Source organism: Streptomyces sp. NPDC001617, from assembly GCF_053596855.1.
Genome location: NZ_JBSFHA010000002.1, coordinates 249,626 through 265,420, shown reverse-complemented (window position 1 = coordinate 265,420; position 15,795 = coordinate 249,626). Strand labels below are relative to the sequence as shown.

Genomic DNA, 15,795 nt, shown 5'->3' with positions numbered 1-15,795 from the left:
GGCGGGCTTGCCGGGGGTTTCTGTGCCGGGTGTCGAGTTGCCTGGGGCGGGTTCTGGGGCGGGCTTGCCGGGGGTTTCTGTGCCGGGTGTCGAGTCGCCCGTGCCGGGCTCTGAAGCTGGCTCCCCGGGAGTTTCTGCGCCTGGCGTCGAGTCGCCTGGGGCGGGTTCTGGGGCGGGCTTGCCGGGGGTTTCTGTGCCGGGTGTCGAGTCGTCCGTGCCGGGCTCTGAAGCTGGCTCCCCGGGAGTTTCTGCGCCTGGCGTCGAGTCGCCTGGGGCGGGTTCTGGGGCGGGCTTGCCGGGGCTTTCTGTGCCGGGTGTCGAGTCGCCTGGGGAGGGCCCTGAGGCGGCCTCCCGGGGAGCGTCTGCGGCTGCCGTCGGATCGGACCGCGCCGTGGGTCCTGCGGACGGAACGCTTGCGGAGGCTGAAGCGGGCCGGCCGGGTGACCCCGTTGCGGGTTCCTCGGATGGTCCTGGGCCTGGCGTGACAGCCGGGACCGGAGGTGCCGCGAGTGGGCCGGGGGCTGAAGCGGGTCGGTCAGGTGGGTCCGGGGTGGAGGCGGGCTCGCCGGGTGAGCGGGTCGCCGGTGCCGAGCCGGATCGGCAGGCCGGGGCTGAGAGTGACGCGGGTGATCCGATCGTCGACCCCAAGCCGGACCGGCAGGGCTGGGTAGCGGCCCGAGCCGAGGGTTACGCGGACAGGCCAGGTGCGGAGGCTGAGGCGGGACCGTCAGGTGGGCCTGCGGTGGGCTCCGGGGCGGGCTCGCCGGGCCAGTCCGTGACCGGTGCGGAACCGGACCGGCAGGGCTGGGCGGCGGCCGGGGGCGACGGAGACTGGTCCGGCGGGGCGGGGTCGGGCGCCCACCTGGGTTCGTCGGGCCGGTCGCCGCGAGGTGCCGAGGTAGGGCGGCCCGATGTTCCCCTCGGCGGATCCTCGACCCCCTCCGAGGCCGAGTCGCCACCCGGCGCCCCGCACGACGCCTCCGTAATGGACTCCACACCGGCAACAGAGCCTGAGTCCCCGGGCCGGTCCGAGTTTGGGCGGTCGGTGGGTGCCGCGGCCGCGTCCGGTGCTGGAGTCGTGTCGGGTTCCGAGTCCGAGCCCGAGTCCCCGGGCCGTTCCGACCATGAGCGGCCCGTGAGCACCGGAGCCGCCCCCGGTTCCGACGCTGCGTCCGCCCCCACCCCGCCTCCCGCGCCGCAGCCGTCCGAAGCGGCGTCTCCGTCCGACTCGGCCCCTCCCTTCCCCTGGACCCCGTCCGAGGCACCGACCCCGTCCTACCTGGGCACCCGCCTCGTACGCGCCGCACGCGACCCCCGCCGACCGGACCCCGTGGAGGACACACCACCCCAGGAGCAGCCACCCACCCAGGACTTCAGCCGACGCCGAACAGCCACCCCACACCCCACGCCCGGCCAGGACGCACCCCAAGAAACACCGACGTCATCACCGGCACCACCGACCGACGTCCCATCCCCATCGACGTCACAGTCAGCCGCTTCTACGGCGTCCAGCGCACCGTCCGCCACCCCCGCCGCATCCACGTCACCGCCCGCACCCCCCGACACATCCGCCACGCCCGCGCTCTCACCGGCGGCCTCCGCCACGCCCACGCGCTCGCCGGAGGCACCCGCCACATCCACTCCGCCCCACCCCGCGCCCCCACAGTCACCCCCCACCTCCAACGCCTCCACCGAAGTCCCCTCCGAACTCCGCTCCGAGGTCCGTTCCGAGAGCCCGTCGGCCGCCATCGCGCACCCGGCCACCCCGAGTCCCGCACACCCCACCGCCCCCAACCCCACGCAACCCTCCTCCACCCCTCGCCACGCCGGCATCTCCCTCATCCGAGCCCAGGCAGTGACCCAGCCTCGCCCCATCCGGGAAAACGGCGCCGCCCCTCAGCGCACCCCACACCCCCCGCAGAACCCGCCGGCCCCCCGCCCCAACCTCGGCCCCCACCCCCACCGCACCCTCCAGGCCGAACCCCTCGGCCCCACGACCCCCGCCCCTCCTCGCCGCCCCCGCCGCCGCACCGCACTCCTCGCCGGTATCGGCCTGCTCACCGCCGTCGGAGCCGTCGTCGCGGCGGTGCTCTTCTCGCACTCCGGCTCACCCGACGACAACAAGGCCGGTTCCTCGGCCTCCTCCACCTCTCCGACCTCCTCCGCCCCCACGGTCGAAGGCACTTCCAGGCCCCCCAGCCCCCCGCCGGGCACCGTCAACGAGTCCGGTCTGTTCAGCTGGGTGCCGCCCAAGGGCTGGAAGCGGACGGTGTTGAGCGGTTCGTCGGTGCAGTACACGTCGCCCGACGGCAACCAGGAGATCGTCGGCCGGGCCAGCTTGGCGACCAAGGGGACCACCCTCCTGGAGAACTGGCAGCAGGAGGAGGCCAAGCACACCAGCAAGGGCGCGGGCTACCAGCGGATCCGGCTGCGGGAGACCACCTTCAAGGGCCGTCCCGCGGTCGTCTGGGAGTACCTGGTCGACGTCCAGGGCGCCCCCTGGCACACCCGCCTCCTCGGCTTCCGCGAGGGAAAGATGTCGTACGAGATCAGCACCTGGTACCGGCCGGACGCCGAGTCCACGGCCCTCCCGGTCTACGACAAGGTCAAGGACACCTTCACCCCGCAGTGAGGCCACCACCCCGGGCTGCCGCCCCGAAACAGCCATGTCACACTCAAAGCCATGCGCGTGTATATCGGCTCCGACCATGCCGGCTTCGAACTCAAGAACCACCTCGTCGAGTGGCTCAAGGCGGCAGGCCACGACCCCGTCGACTGCGGCCCGCACATCTACGACGCCCAGGACGACTACCCGCCCTTCTGCCTCCGCGCCGCCGAGAAGGCGGCCGCGGACCCCGACTCCCTCGGCGTCGTGATCGGCGGCTCCGGCAACGGCGAGCAGATCGCGGCGAACAAGGTGAAGGGCGTGCGAGCCGCTCTCGCGTGGAGCGAGGAGACGGCGTCCCTGGGGCGCCAGCACAACAACGCCAACGTCGTCGCGGTGGGCGGGCGCATGCACACGACGGAGGAGGCGACGAAGTTCGTCGAGATCTTCCTGAACACGCCGTTCTCCGGTGACGAGCGCCACATCCGCCGCATCGACATGCTCGCGGACTATGAGACGACGGGCGAGCTGCCCCCGATCCCGGCGCACCACCCGCAGCAGGACTGAGCCGATCGCCCGGGGGGGGGCTGGGAAAGGAACAGGCACCGTGCCAGAGGGGCACACGATTCACCGGCTGGCGTCGGACTACGCCGACCGCTTCTCCGGCACGACACCACGGGTGACCAGCCCCCAGGGCAAGTTCTCCGACGCCGCCGCGCTTCTGAACGGCGCCGAACTCACCCGCACCGAGGCCCACGGCAAGCACCTCTTCCTCGGCTTCCGCGACACGGACTGGGTCCACATCCACCTCGGCCTCTTCGGCAAGGTCGACTTCGGCGCCGCCCCGCCGCCCCCGCCCACGGACACGGTCCGGCTGCGCCTCGCGAACGACACGTCGTACGTCGATCTGCGCGGCCCGACGACCTGCGCCCTCATCACGGACGCCGAGAAGCACGCCATACATGGCCGACTGGGTCCCGACCCACTGCGTGAGGACGCCGATCCGCGGGCGGCGTACCGGCGGATCTCCCGCAGTCGTACGACGGTCGCCGCGCTCCTCATGGACCAGAAGGTGATCGCGGGCGTCGGCAACGTCTACCGCGCCGAGGTCCTCTTCCGGCACGGCATCGACCCGTATCGCCCCGGCAAGGACGTCACCCCGGCCGAGTGGGACCTGATCTGGGCGGACCTCGTCGCGCTGATGCACGAAGGCGTCCGCAACAACCGCATCGACACCGTCCGGCCGGAGCACACCCCCGAGACGATGGGCCGCCCGCCGCGCGTCGACGACCACGGCGGCGAGGTCTACGTCTACCGCCGGGCCACCCTGCCCTGCCACATCTGCGGCGGCGAGATCCGCACCGCCGATCTTGCCGCCCGCAATCTGTTCTGGTGCCCCAACTGCCAGAAACGGTGACCTAGAAGCCGTGCGGCAGCCACGGCGCCACCGCGGACCCGAAGGCCAACGACGCCTCCGCGAGCGCGCCCTGGCGCAGTTCCCGTACTCGGCCGGCAGTCGCGAGTGCGTCGAGGGTCACCCCGCCGAGATACGCCGAGCCCAACTCCCGTACGGACAGGGCGAGATCGGCCGGATCCTCGGTGCGTTCACAGGACGCCCCCTTCGGGTCGCCGGTCAGCCGCCAACGCCCGCTGTTCCAGGGGCAGAAGGCGTCCTCGACCTCCACCACCATGTCCACCGGCGCCTGGTAGGTGCGGGCCTCGAGTGCGGCCGCGACATCCACCAGTCGTACGTGGAGCGAGTCCCGTATCCGCAGCGCGCACCGCCGGATGTCGGACACCATGTACTGCCAGGCCTCGTCCAGTGGCCGCGACCCCACGCTCAGCGTCGACGTCAGGTCGATCTCGAACAGGAAGCGCCACAGCGCGGCGTGCGCCGCCGGGTCCAGCGCGTCCACCTTCTGCGTCATCACCGTGCCCTTGGCCCCGGCCGGCTCCCAGTCCGCCTTGATCCGGAAGCGCGCGTACCCGACGACCCGGCCGTCCCGCTCCGCGAGCACGCACTGCAGCGGCGACGCACCGCCCCGGTCGCTCTCCGGGTCGAGCACCCCCAGCCGCTCCCAGCCCGGGGCCCGCACCAGCATCCCCGGCCGCCGCGGCACCAGTTGGGCGTACACCGCCTCGCAGGCGTCGAGCACCTCGGCCGGTTCCGCGTACCTGAGGCGTACGTCGTCGGTGCCGGGCGGCACGGTCAGCCGGACGCGGGTCGTGTCGATCTCGGCGTTCACGTGGTACGTCCCGACGCCGTAGCCGAACCGGCCGTAGATCCCGGGCTCGGAGGCCGTCAGCACGGCCAGCGGCTCGCCCCAGGACCGTACGTCGTCCAACTGCCGCCGCATCATGGACGTCAGGAGGCCGCGCCGCCGGTGCGTGGCGGCCACGCCGACCATGGTCACGCCGGCGGCCGGCACCGCGGCCCCGCCGGGTACGGTCAGCCGGAACGAGAACGCGCTCGCCGTGCCGACACAGGCGTCACCGTCCCAGGCGCCGATGGATCGTTCCGTCTCGGTCAGATCGCGCCACAACGCCCGCTCCTCGGTCGACTCCGGAACCCCGCCGAACGCGCGGAGCAGGTTGTCGTACCACTCGTCCCATTCGTCCTGTGCGAGTACCCGCAAGTCAGTCCCCATGAAACATGCCTACCAGGGCATTGCGGGACGAGCGAGGGAATTTCTCTTTGGCGGCGACGAAGCGGCCGCTCGTGAAGTTCACTGTGAAGTTGAACCTCGGACGGGGGACAAGTGGGACCTCCCGTGCCAAGCAGCTGGTCCGATGGATAGGGTCCCGAACTAATGGCAGCAGGACGAGAGCGGCGCGCGGAAGCCGAGACGTTCACGGCCCGGTTGAAGATGCAATGGCACCGGGCCCGCGTCGGCGTGCGCAGAAGCGCCGTGGACTACTTCCGGGGCGACGGCTCGGAGTGGATCGCGCTGGGCCTGCTGCTCCTCACCATCCCGGTGATCGCGGCCGTGACCCTGGCCAACTCGGTGTGGTGCTCCCCCGCCGCGCTGGTCATCCCGATCGTCGCGGGCGGCCTGCTGCTGCGCCCGGCGAGCCTGCTCGGCCTGTACGCGGCGGCGGCGACCGCGCTGATCGTGGAGTCGGTGCAGCTCGGGCCGTACACCGAGGGGCCCTCGCGGGTCACCCCGGGCGTGGTCCTGGTGGTCGCCGCCTGTGGCTTCTTCGGGCTGCTGGTGGCGCAGTTCCGCAGCCGGGTCGGCGTGCCCTGGCGGCGTGGCGGCACCATGCTGTTCGACCTGCGCGAACGCATCCGCGTCCAGAGCAAGTTGCCGAAGCTGCCGGACGGTTGGCACCGCGAGATGGCGCTGCGCCCGGCGGGCGGCCAGTCCTTCTCCGGCGACTTCGTGGTGGCGTCCCGTACGAACGGGGGGCGCACGCTGGAGGTCGTGCTGACGGACGTCTCAGGCAAGGGCATGGACGCGGGTTCGCGCGCCCTGCTGCTGTCCGGCGCCTTCGGCGGTCTGCTGGGCTCCCTGCCCCCCCACGCGTTCCTCCCGGCGGCCAACGGCTATCTGCTCCGCCAGGACTGGGACGAGGGCTTCGCGACCTCCATCCACCTCGTCCTGGACCTCGACTCCGGCGACTACGAGCTCTACTCCGCGGGCCATCCGCCGGGACTCCAACTCAGCGCGGGCAGCGGACGCTGGGAGGAGAAGCCGGCCGAAGGGCCGTTGCTGGGTGTGTACGACGGCGCCCAATTCGACCCTGTGAAGGGCTCGCTCCGCCCCGGAGACGTGTTGATGCTGTTCACGGACGGTCTGGTGGAGACCTCCGACCGCGACATCGTCGAGGGCATCGACCGTCTGACCGGGGAGGCCGACCGGTATGTGGCCGGCGGTTTCCACGGCGCCGCCTGGCATCTCATCGAGGCGGTCGCGAAGGACGTCAACGACGACCGGGCGCTGCTGCTGATCTGCCGTGAGGGCCCGACGGCGACCGCGGCCCGCTGAGCCGTCGGGTCTGCCCCCGGCGGGGCTCCCAGGTGGGGTTCACCCCCACCCCGATCCGCCGGCCGCCCTCATCGCTCAACCCTGGGCGGCTTCGCGGCCGTCGCCGCCGTCAACACCCTGGTGATGACCGTCCTCGACCGCCGCCGCGAACGCGGCACCCTCCGCCTCATCGGCTCCCCCCGCCGCCGGGTGCTGCGCATGGCGGCGGCGACCCCTCCGGCCCGAGCGGCACTCCGCAAGGAGACACTGGAGGAATGACAGAAGAGAAGGAGTGGTCGCTGCTCGACGTCGAACGCATCGCCCGCACCGCCCACGCGGACCAGACCGACAAGGCCGGGCGGCCGTACGCCGAGCATCTTCAGGCCGTCGCCGAGGGCGTACGCGCACGGGGCGGCGACGACGAGCAGATCGCGGCGGCCTGGCTGCACGACGCCGTCGAGGACGACGCGCTGTCCGAACGGTGGCTGGAGGAGGCCGCGCTGAGCCGCCGTACGAAGGACATCGTGCTCGCGGTCACCAAGCGCGCGGGGGAAGCGCCCGAGGCGTACGCGGGGCGCGTTCTGGCCACGCCCGGCGCGCTGCTGGTCAAGGAGGCGGACCTGGCGCACAACGCCGACCCGGCCCGCCTCGCCCGCCTCGACGACGCGGCCACCCGCACACGACTGACCGAGAAGTACGCACGCATGCGCGCACTTCTCGGTCTGGAGTGACAGCAGCGGCTAGGCGTTGGCCAGTTCGCGCCGACGGGCCTTTTCGGCCTTTTCCCGCTCCCGCGCCACCTCTGCCGGGTCGCGCTTGAACGCCCACTTCATCTCCGGCTCCATCGCGAACCTGAACACCCGCTGCACCGGCTTGGTGCACAGCACGGTGACCACGGCGGCCGCGACGACCGTCACAAGGATCTCGCCGAGCGGCCGGCGCATCCAGCCGTGGTCGAACCAGCCGTAGAAGTCACCGGCCTTGACCACGAAACCGTGCAGCAGGTAGCCGTACAGCGTGCCCGCGCCGAGCGCCGTGAACCACATCCTCCGGCGCGGCACCCAGGCGAAGAAGCAGGCCGTCAGCAACAGCGAGCAGCCGAAGAGGGCGAGCGCCATGACCGGCCCGGACCACCAGGGCGCAGCCAACTCCTGGGCGGCGTCCCGGTGGTAGAACCAGGCGGTGTTCATCCGCGGCACCGCCCACCAGCCGACGACGAGCGCGGTCGCGAAGATCGGCACCGACGCGATCCGCATCTTCCGGGTGCGCACCATCCGGAAGTGCTCGGGCTTCATGCACAGACCCAGCACGAAGTACGGCAGGAACTGCAGGACGCGCTGCAGGTCGAGGTCGTCGCCGATCTCCGGCGAGACGCTGGCCAGCATGGCGATGCCGAGCGCGAGCGGCAGCGGCCAGCGGGCGATCCTCCACAGCGGGGTGGTCAACCGCCAGATGAACAGGGCGACCAGGAACCAGGTGAGGTACCACGGGTCGAGCAGGGTGATGGCCATGCCGGGGTCGTGGTCGCCGTAGCGCTTGAAGAGGGAGTACGCCGTCTCGAACACGACGTACGGCACGAGGACACCGGTGACCAGCCGCCGGAGCCGGTCGGGACGCATGTCGAAACTGCGGCTGAAGTAGCCGGAGATGATGATGAACGCCGGCATGTGGAAGGTGTACACGACGGTGTACACGCCCTCCAGGACGCGGCTGTCGCCCTTCAGCGGCTCCCAGGAGTGGGCCATGGCCACGAGCACGATCGCCAGGTACTTGGCGTTGTCGAAGAAGGAGTCACGCTGCTTGCCGGTTCTGTCCGGTTGCCCGCTCTGCGGTGAACGCGGACTCGGCACTCCGGGAGCCGGCGACTGTGCCGGGGGGAGCGGCGTTCTGTGCTGACCGGGGGGCGAGGCGGCGTGAAACATCTGAGGCACCCTAGCGTCGTCTGTGGGTTTTCGTAAAACCGTCCTGGTCATTCCTGCTTATGGCCTGCTTATGGGCTTCGAGTGCCCATGAATGGGGGAAGTTGACATCATCATCTGCTGGTCATATGCACCATTTAGTCAGGAAGAATCAGGACAACTAGGCTCAGATCGCCCCGACTTTGATGTGTCTGTGACGACAATTCGAATTAGCTGCGAACGCGTTGTGTGGAGACGGCAACGACCCCGTCGAATTCCCCGTGCGGGTGCCGTCTCGAATTGCCTTGCGGGCGGCGGGGGTTGGGGGCGGCGGCGCGGGCGGCGACGGCATGGTTCCGGCAAAGGTGCGGCACAGGTGTGTGGATGATGTCCCACCGGCCGCATACGTGGGGCCGGTTGGTGGCACGATGGTTCTGGCGGGGGTGCGCGGGGCCTGGCACCCCCGGGCCGGGAGAGCGGACCGACCGTAGGGTGTGATCAGTTGTGGCCATTTCACTGTCAGTGGTGCTGCTGTTGGCGATCATCCTGGTGGTGTTGATCCGGGGAGGCTCCATCAAGGCCGGCCCGGCGATCGTCGCGATCCTGTTCGGCTTCTTCCTCGCCTCGACGGGCATGGCCCCATCGATCAACCGCTTCCTGAACTCGATAGCGGAGACGATCAACTCGATCAGCTTCTGACCTCGGGCGCGCCGATGACTCTCTTGGCGCCGGCAGGCCTGCCGGTGTCGGCGGCGCTCACCTTCGGCGGGCTCGGCGACCGCCGCACCGGACGGCGTGCCCGGAGGCGTGCGTCCATGGGCAACGACGGAGAGCATCTCTCCCGGGTGAACCGGCGCAAGCGGTGAACCGAGCCCCATCGAACGAGTCAGGCCCAGGCGGGAGAGTGGATCTACTCTCCCGCCTGGGCCTGAGCCGTTACTGGAGCGGGCGACGGGAATCGAACCCGCGTAGCTAGTTTGGAAGATCGCGTATGCGGATGGGGCCTGAGCTGGCGAGACGCTGACCTGCCCGTTCCAAGGTCGCTCGCCGGCGTTCCCCGTTGTTCCCCGCTGGTTGCTGCTCGATCGGGCACGCTGGGGACACGGCCGCGCTCGCTCCGTGATCTACGACTCGCCCAAGTCTGGGACGCACATCATGCGGTGCGCCGGCGCTACAGGCTCGCCGGGCAGCGGATCGATTCCACGGACCCGTACGGCCACGATATCGGTCGTGATGCGGGACAGCCCCGGCAACCTCATCAGACGCCAGCGGAAGGGCTCTGGGACGTCCTTGGCGGGCATCTCCACGGTGGCGAGGCTGACCCATCGGTCGTACGTGGTCGGGTAGATCCGCACAAATGCGCCGCACTTGGGGCAAGTCGGAGGCTCGATCCATGACACGTCGTCGGGATCCGGGTCGGGCCTCGGGGGAGCGGTGGCTCCGTCGCTCATGGCCATCTCGTTCGCGAAGACGTTCCAGCACGCCTCGCAGAACCTGGCCATGAGATCGATCCGCCCGCGCTCGCGCACGGTGGGGCTCGTCACCCCGCAGCGATGGCATAAGTGCGTGTCGCGATCCTCTACCGCCCCCATGTGTTCGAGTGTGAGCGAATCTGACCGGATCGCAGTAGGTCGCAATTTGGCCTATTTAGCGGCAATGTGAGCGAGCGATGCTCCGGCGCGCAACGGGCACGACTGTCGGCCTGGTCTTGTGCGGCCTGCGGGTGCCCGGTACAACCGTTTCGTGACAAGCACTCCCAAGCTGAACGACCAGTGGACCAAGGACAAGGCTGGAGCCTTCCTGGCCGCCACAACCGGCCTCTTCTTCACTGACCCGCCAGCTCTCGAAACGACCAAGCAGTTGGTTCCGGACTACGCCCACACGGTCGCGTGGCTCGTCAGCTGCGCGGTTGCAGTCCTTGCTTACTGGGTCGGACTTGGGGTGATGAGGAAGCTCCCCTGACGGTTTCCTGTCCCCGCCTCGGCTTTGGACCTACCTTCACCCATCACTCTCCCCAGCTCCCATCCCGTCCGCCGTCGACCCACACACCGTGGAGCGGGCGTGGTTCATGGCGTCCAGGTGGAGCGCGCCACTGTACGAACGACCTGGACGCCATGGGCCGCGTCTGCTCGGCTCTGCCTGGGTTGATGGCGGTCGGGATGGGAGCTCCCCGCGCACGCCACTACGGACCCGCGGCCGCGAACGGCGCCCCCTCCATCCCGGTGCCGGCCGATCCCCCGCCGGAGGCATCGTTCTGACCGTGGCCTGCCCATTAGGGCTCTACCGTCCGGGCCGTAACATGCTTGCGGCCCCAGGGGCCAGGCCCCGGCGCCGAAGGCGCAGAGGGGCCAGGCCCAAGGGGCCAGCCCGCGCTTGCGCGGGCCCTTGATGAGGTAGAGAAACCTGTAACAGCTTGCGTTTGGCTACGCGTCGAAGTCGTACTCCAGGATGTAGGAAGCGGCATCGAGCGTCATTTCGTTGATCTCGACGGGGCGCCCTTCATCCGCGAATGCGGTCCGGCAAATGAGGATCACGGGCGTACCGGCGGAGATGCCCAACTGCGTCGCCTCATCCTTCGTGGGCATGCGAGAGCGGATCTCTTCGCGGAAGTGCACTGGCTTGTACCCGAGTTCGGCAAGGCGGGCATAGATTCCGCCGGCTCCCGGATCGGCCTGCGTGATCGCCGAGCCCGCAACCACTGAGGTGGGGAGATAGCTCGTGGCCAGCAGAACGGGCTTCTCATCCAGGACGTACCGCCTCCGCCGGACGCACACCGTCTCCTCGTCGGCCAGATCTAGCACGCGCCCAACGCCGTCCGGGGCGGCCTCTTGCGCGACCTCCACTTGATCTACCTGAAGCGTTCGGTTCTCCGTGTCGGCGGCCCAGATGGACTGGCCGCTGCCCCACTGCTCCTGTGAGAGCCGCTGGATGCCTCGGCGCCTCAGAGGGCGGAAGGACCGTACGAACACGCCGGCGCCCTTGCGTGACTCGGCAATGCCCTCGTCTTTGAGCACGCTCAGCGCTTGGCGGGCGGTCATGCGGGCCACTCCGTGGGTGGCCATGAGGTCGTTCTCTCCCGGAAGCCGATCACCGGGACCGTACTCGCCCGACTGGATCGCCTCGCGCAGAGAGTCCGCGATCCGCTGGTACTTCGGCCGACGGTCGTCGTCGGTGGTGGTCATTCGGGAGCCCTCCTCTCTTCTCTAGACAGCCTAGGCCATGGGTGTGGCGCCTGCTCTGTCGTGTAGCCACGATTCCGCTACAGCAACATCTCTAGACAGATTCTCTTGACGTCTCTAGAGACGTGTGTCTTACTGGAGATGTCTAGAGAGGTCGCGAACGGGTGGCCTCCGAGAACTGAGGGATGTGCTCATGCCGTCGTTCAAGATCGACACTTCGACTGCTGTGGTTTTCGTGGCGACCGCGCCGACGCCGAAGCTCGCGAACGCCAAGACGGGGGAGCGGGCGTTGGACCGGGAGACGGGCGCCGGCCTGTCGACGGTGGGCCTGCTGGTCTCGGACGAGGGGGAGGGGAACCTCTACCAGGTGACCATCCCGGAGACGGGTTACCCGGAGGGGCTGGCGCCGGGCATGCCGGTCACGGTCATCGGCCTGAAGGCGCGTGACTGGGAGAACGAGTTCAACGGCCAGAAGCGGCACGGGATCTCGTTCCGCGCGGTCGCTATCACCCCGGCGGCCTGATCATGGCCGACCTGACGACGTGGGCTGAGGCCACGGGGGTCATAGCGGGTGCCGGTGGTGTCGGCTATGCGAAGTACCGTGTGCCGCGCGCGTACTGGTCGATGGTCGGGCTGCCGGCCACGTGGGCCCGGTTCTCCTACTCGTACCGCTCGACGATGGATGTGTGCGGGCTGACGGTGCAGCCGTCGGGGCTGCGGGCGTTCATGGCCCGTAACGTCGCCCGTCGCGACGTGCAGCCGGTCGCGCCGAAGATCAGGGGCATCCGGGGCACGATGACCGGGCTGCGGGTGACGCTGCGGCTTCCGGCCGGCCTGGAACCGGCGGACGTGATCGCCTCCACGGAACGTCTGCGGCATGCCTGGGGTGTGCACGCGGTGCGGGTCGCGGTGACCAAGCCGGGGTTCGTGGAACTGCGGATGACCGGCTACGACGTGCTGCGCCGGGTGCGGATGCCGCGCAAGGCACAGCCTCATGACCTGGTCGTGCCGGTCGCGCTGCGGGATGACGGGACCGCGTTCGAGCGGGACTACCGCCAGGTCCCCATGGCGCTCACGCTGGGGGCGAACAACTCCGGCAAGTCCACCTTCCAGCGCAACCTGATCAAGGGGCTGGCGCAACTGCCGGTGGCCCTGGTCGGGATGGACTGCAAGCGCGGCGTCGAGCAGTCCGCGTACGCGCCCCGTTTGTCGGCGCTGGCGACCAACCCGGACGATGCCGCCTCGCTGGCCGATGTGCTGGTCGCGGAGATGGAAGACCGCTTCGACCTGCTGCACCTGCATGGCGTCTCGGACATCTGGGAGCTGCCGGAGGAGTTGCGGCCGGCGCCGATCGTGGTCCTGGTCGACGAGATCGCCGAACTCTTCCTGATCTCCCGCAAGGAGGACGAGGACCGGCGCACGCGGATCGTCACGGCGTTGATCCGGCTGGCGCAGATGGCCCGCGCGGTCGGGATCTACCTGGAGATCTGCGGGCAGCGCTTCGGCTCCGACCTCGGCAAAGGCGCGACGATGCTCCGTGCTCAGCTCACGGGCCGTGTGGTGCACCGGGTCAACGACAAGGAGACGGCCGAGATGGGGCTCAAGGATGTGGCCCCGACCGCCGTTGGGTCCGCGTGCGTGATCCCCGCGAACCGTCCGGGCGTGGCTGTGGCCACCGACGCGGGCGGCGGCTGGTGCCGCATCCGAACCCCGCAGATCTCTCGCGAGGAAGTCGCCGCGACCTGCCGTGACTTCGCTCACCTGGTGCCGGACCTGCCGTTCCTGGACGCCTTCAGGCCGCACGTCTCCGCCCCGCCCACCGACGCCGTGTCACTGGTCAAGTAGGGAGACCCCGCCATGAACCATTACCCGGACCGGGACGGGTTCGACCTGTCCCTGCACGAGCGCGACGACATGAACCGGCTCGGCTTCCTCTACGAGACCCTGAAGAACGATCTCCACGGCGGTCTGGCCCCGGACGCCTTCACTCTGGTCGTCCTCGGCGCCCCGGAAGCCGAGTGCATCGCCGGCATCAACGGCCAGTACCCGCCCGTCGGCCACGGCTACCCGCGACTGGACGAGGACGGCTGACCGCCATGGCCGCGACCAGGACCGCCGCGCCCGCCGAACCGGCGAAGTGCCCGACCTGCAAGGGCACCGGAGAGGTCTCCCGCCTCGTCCTCGTCGGCCGCAAGCGCCGTCCCGTCGGCCGGCAGACCGGCCTCTGCCTCACCTGCTTCGGCTCCGGCGAACCCCCGACCGACTGACCTCTGAAGGGAGGTGAGGACCATGGGCCGCACGCTCCGCGTGGACGCGGTGCTGATCCAAGCCGTCATCGCGGGTGCCCTGTCCTTCGCCCACCTGCACGACCTTGCCGAGGCGGCCGGACAGTCCGGCTGGAAGGCCTGGGCCTACCCGGTCTCCGTCGACCTGTTGATGGTCGCCGCATGGCGTCGGCTGCGTACCGCTCGCCGGGACCGCTCGGCTTGGACCTGGTTCGTCATCGCCCTGTCCGCCTCGCTCGGCGCCAACATCGCCACCGCCGGACTCCTCGACCTGACCGACGTGCCCGCGTGGCTGTCGATCCTGGTCGCCGGCTGGCCCGCGCTCGCCTTCCTCGGCGGCACTCTCCTCGTGCATTCGCCCGCTGAACCGGCCGTTGCCGCACAGCCTGTGGACGATGTGGCCGCGCCGGAAGTCGAGATGCACCGCACCGACGAACCCGCCCCGGACCCGGTGCCCGAACTGGCGCCCGCCACACCCGAGCCGACCCCGGTCGACGTACCGGCCGTGCCGGCCGCGCTGCTCGACCACGCCCGGAAGATCGCCGACGCGCACCATGCGGCCACCGGGTCCCCGATGCCCGCCAATGCCCTGTCGGCCCGGCTGCAACTGCCCGGCCCGATGGCGGACGCGATCGCCGCACACCTTCAACTCGCCTGATCTGAAAGGAAGTTCGCCCGTGACCGTCTACCGCCGCTTCCGTGACCGGCGCCGTATCGGCCCGGTCGAGGTCGCCACCTACAACGACCACCGTGGCCGCGAGAAGCATGCCGCCGCCTGCACCGCCCCCGGCTGCGGCTTCTCCGCCGACTACACCGACCGCGCCGCCGCCGAACTCGCCGCCAACACCCACCGCTGCACGGTCTAGAAGGGAGAACCCGCGTCATGGACGTTCCGCTCTGGCTCGCCGTGATCGTCGTCGGATGGCTCGGCGTCAAGCTCACCCGTCCGCCCGTCTGGCTCGTGGTCCTGCTCCTGCTCGGCGGCTACCTCATCGCCGGCAGCTTCCTCGGCCCCGCCGTCGGCTCCCTCGTCAAGTAACCCGCTTCCGAAGGGACAACACCCGTGTTCACCCCGAAGTACCCACCCCCCGACACCGCCCCGCCGGCTGCCACGGTCCTTCCGGCTCCGGCCCCCGGCGCCAACGCTCCTGCCCCGGCCCCGGTCGCCGCTGCGGTCTCGAACCGGCCCACGATCCAGGTCACCCCCGGCACCGTCCTCGTCCTCGTCGGCGGCGGCACCGCCGTCGTCCTCGTCGTCGGCGCGGTCCTGGTCTCCCTGCTCCTCGCGGTCGCCATCACCGGCGTCTCCGTGGCCGTGACCGCCGTCGTCCTCCGGTCGCTCCTCAACCAGGAAAGGAAGCACTGACATGCCCCTCTTCCGCAACCCCGTCAAGGCTGACCGCGAACTGACTCAGAAGATGCTCGACGACATCGGCGTAGACCTGATCGCCGGCAAGTCCGACGACTTCACCCACATCGTCACCGGCTCGTTGGTCGCCACGGCCAACGCCCAGGGCTTGGCCGACGACTGCGGGGACCCCGACGCCTATCCGCCCGCCGGCCACGGCTACTCCCGCCGCCGTTGAGCGGCCCCCGGGGCGGCTCTCTCGCCAAAGAACCGCCGCCCCGGGCGCCTGGACCACTTCCAGATCCAACGGACCCGAAAGGGCTGCCTCATCATGCCTCAGCACGTCTCGAACACGCCCGTCTGCCGCGACTGCGACGGCTTCGCCACCGCCGCCATCGACACCGGTACCCGGCACCCCGACGGCTCGCGCGTCACCCTCCGCGTCACCTGCCCGGCCTGCCGGGGCACGGGGCACACCCATCGCGCCGCCCTCGTCCGGATCGGGAGGTGAC

At 70.2% G+C, this 15,795-nt stretch carries 22 protein-coding genes and 1 pseudogene; 19 read left to right on the top strand and 4 right to left on the bottom strand.

The genetic code is table 11. The annotated features are described in order from the left end of the window. The first annotated feature begins 1,855 nt into the window (after positions 1–1,855). From ACWC09_RS02875 to ACWC09_RS02865, 3 genes are read left to right on the top strand one after another with little or no spacing between them, the layout of a single operon-like run. Positions 1,856–2,632: a hypothetical protein gene (locus ACWC09_RS02875; RefSeq protein ID WP_450847836.1), complete on the top strand. Its 777-nt coding sequence runs from the start codon at positions 1,856–1,858 to the stop codon at positions 2,630–2,632. Between the two features lie 51 nt (positions 2,633–2,683). After that, positions 2,684–3,172 (top strand): ribose-5-phosphate isomerase, encoded by a 489-nt coding sequence (locus tag ACWC09_RS02870; protein ID WP_450847834.1) that lies wholly within the window; start codon positions 2,684–2,686, stop codon positions 3,170–3,172. 40 nt (positions 3,173–3,212) lie between these two features. Beyond that, positions 3,213–4,022, top strand: a complete 810-nt coding sequence (locus ACWC09_RS02865) for an Fpg/Nei family DNA glycosylase (protein WP_450847832.1) — start codon at positions 3,213–3,215, stop codon at positions 4,020–4,022. A 1-nt stretch (position 4,023) separates the two neighbouring features. On the opposite strand, the gene ACWC09_RS02860 is transcribed toward ACWC09_RS02865, so the two are convergent. Further along, positions 4,024–5,253: a GNAT family N-acetyltransferase gene (locus tag ACWC09_RS02860; protein WP_450847830.1), complete on the bottom strand. Its 1,230-nt coding sequence runs from the start codon at positions 5,251–5,253 to the stop codon at positions 4,024–4,026. A gap of 162 nt (positions 5,254–5,415) precedes the next feature. Between ACWC09_RS02860 and ACWC09_RS02855 the strand changes: the two genes are divergently transcribed. The 3 genes and pseudogenes from ACWC09_RS02855 (at position 5,416) to ACWC09_RS02845 (ending at position 7,304) form a co-directional block, all read left to right on the top strand. After that, a complete protein-coding gene (locus tag ACWC09_RS02855; protein WP_450847828.1) occupies positions 5,416–6,594 on the top strand; it encodes a PP2C family protein-serine/threonine phosphatase in 1,179 nt (392 codons plus the stop codon). A gap of 75 nt (positions 6,595–6,669) precedes the next feature. Continuing rightward, positions 6,670–6,852: pseudogene (locus ACWC09_RS02850) on the top strand (hypothetical protein); the annotation flags it as partial. Next, positions 6,849–7,304, top strand: a complete 456-nt coding sequence (locus ACWC09_RS02845) for an HD domain-containing protein (RefSeq protein ID WP_450847826.1) — start codon at positions 6,849–6,851, stop codon at positions 7,302–7,304. The pseudogene ACWC09_RS02850 and the gene ACWC09_RS02845, both read left to right, overlap by 4 nt. Positions 7,305–7,313: 9 nt before the next feature. Here the strand turns inward: ACWC09_RS02845 and ACWC09_RS02840 are convergent, their stop codons facing one another. Further along, positions 7,314–8,495, bottom strand: a complete 1,182-nt coding sequence (locus ACWC09_RS02840; RefSeq protein ID WP_450847824.1) for an acyltransferase family protein — start codon at positions 8,493–8,495, stop codon at positions 7,314–7,316. 480 nt (positions 8,496–8,975) lie between these two features. Between ACWC09_RS02840 and ACWC09_RS02835 the strand changes: the two genes are divergently transcribed. Then, positions 8,976–9,170 (top strand): hypothetical protein, encoded by a 195-nt coding sequence (locus ACWC09_RS02835; RefSeq protein WP_026178055.1) that lies wholly within the window; start codon positions 8,976–8,978, stop codon positions 9,168–9,170. Between the two features lie 14 nt (positions 9,171–9,184). Continuing rightward, entirely contained in the window at positions 9,185–9,337 is a 153-nt protein-coding gene (locus tag ACWC09_RS02830) for a hypothetical protein (RefSeq protein ID WP_450847822.1), read from the top strand. 258 nt (positions 9,338–9,595) lie between these two features. Here the strand turns inward: ACWC09_RS02830 and ACWC09_RS02825 are convergent, their stop codons facing one another. After that, positions 9,596–10,015 carry a DUF6083 domain-containing protein gene (locus tag ACWC09_RS02825; RefSeq protein ID WP_450847820.1) on the bottom strand — a complete coding sequence of 140 codons (420 nt, stop codon included), beginning with the start codon at positions 10,013–10,015 and terminating at the stop codon, positions 9,596–9,598. Positions 10,016–10,214: 199 nt separating this feature from the next. On the opposite strand from ACWC09_RS02825, the gene ACWC09_RS02820 reads away from it, so the two are divergent. Then, complete coding sequence (locus ACWC09_RS02820; RefSeq protein WP_450847818.1) at positions 10,215–10,433, top strand: hypothetical protein; 219 nt, start codon at positions 10,215–10,217, stop codon at positions 10,431–10,433. Positions 10,434–10,894: 461 nt separating this feature from the next. On the opposite strand, the gene ACWC09_RS02815 is transcribed toward ACWC09_RS02820, so the two are convergent. Beyond that, positions 10,895–11,653 (bottom strand): GntR family transcriptional regulator, encoded by a 759-nt coding sequence (locus tag ACWC09_RS02815; RefSeq protein ID WP_450847816.1) that lies wholly within the window; start codon positions 11,651–11,653, stop codon positions 10,895–10,897. A 190-nt stretch (positions 11,654–11,843) separates the two neighbouring features. Here ACWC09_RS02815 and ACWC09_RS02810 point away from each other — a divergent pair, with 190 nt between their 5' ends. The 10 genes from ACWC09_RS02810 (at position 11,844) to ACWC09_RS02765 (ending at position 15,794) form a co-directional block, all read left to right on the top strand. After that, on the top strand, positions 11,844–12,173 hold the full coding sequence (locus ACWC09_RS02810; RefSeq protein WP_450847814.1) for an SCO3933 family regulatory protein: 330 nt from the start codon (positions 11,844–11,846) through the stop codon (positions 12,171–12,173). Between the two features lie 2 nt (positions 12,174–12,175). Continuing rightward, positions 12,176–13,495 carry an FtsK/SpoIIIE domain-containing protein gene (locus ACWC09_RS02805; RefSeq protein WP_450847812.1) on the top strand — a complete coding sequence of 440 codons (1,320 nt, stop codon included), beginning with the start codon at positions 12,176–12,178 and terminating at the stop codon, positions 13,493–13,495. Positions 13,496–13,507: 12 nt separating this feature from the next. Beyond that, positions 13,508–13,741, top strand: a complete 234-nt coding sequence (locus ACWC09_RS02800; protein WP_450847811.1) for a hypothetical protein — start codon at positions 13,508–13,510, stop codon at positions 13,739–13,741. A 5-nt stretch (positions 13,742–13,746) separates the two neighbouring features. Beyond that, a complete protein-coding gene (locus ACWC09_RS02795) occupies positions 13,747–13,917 on the top strand; it encodes a hypothetical protein (protein ID WP_450847809.1) in 171 nt (56 codons plus the stop codon). 22 nt (positions 13,918–13,939) lie between these two features. Then, positions 13,940–14,593, top strand: coding sequence for a DUF2637 domain-containing protein (locus ACWC09_RS02790; protein ID WP_450847807.1), 654 nt, complete (start codon positions 13,940–13,942; stop codon positions 14,591–14,593). A 19-nt stretch (positions 14,594–14,612) separates the two neighbouring features. Further along, the gene (locus tag ACWC09_RS02785) at positions 14,613–14,801 is read left to right on the top strand and encodes a mobile element transfer protein (protein WP_450847806.1); all 189 of its coding nucleotides are present in this window, start codon (positions 14,613–14,615) and stop codon (positions 14,799–14,801) included. 17 nt (positions 14,802–14,818) lie between these two features. Beyond that, complete coding sequence (locus tag ACWC09_RS02780) at positions 14,819–14,974, top strand: hypothetical protein (protein WP_450847804.1); 156 nt, start codon at positions 14,819–14,821, stop codon at positions 14,972–14,974. Positions 14,975–14,998: 24 nt separating this feature from the next. Next, positions 14,999–15,301: a SpdD protein gene (locus tag ACWC09_RS02775; protein WP_450847802.1), complete on the top strand. Its 303-nt coding sequence runs from the start codon at positions 14,999–15,001 to the stop codon at positions 15,299–15,301. Between the two features lies 1 nt (position 15,302). After that, positions 15,303–15,521: a hypothetical protein gene (locus tag ACWC09_RS02770; RefSeq protein WP_450847800.1), complete on the top strand. Its 219-nt coding sequence runs from the start codon at positions 15,303–15,305 to the stop codon at positions 15,519–15,521. Positions 15,522–15,614: 93 nt separating this feature from the next. After that, positions 15,615–15,794, top strand: coding sequence for a hypothetical protein (locus ACWC09_RS02765; protein WP_450847799.1), 180 nt, complete (start codon positions 15,615–15,617; stop codon positions 15,792–15,794). The last annotated feature ends 1 nt before the right edge of the window (position 15,795 follow it).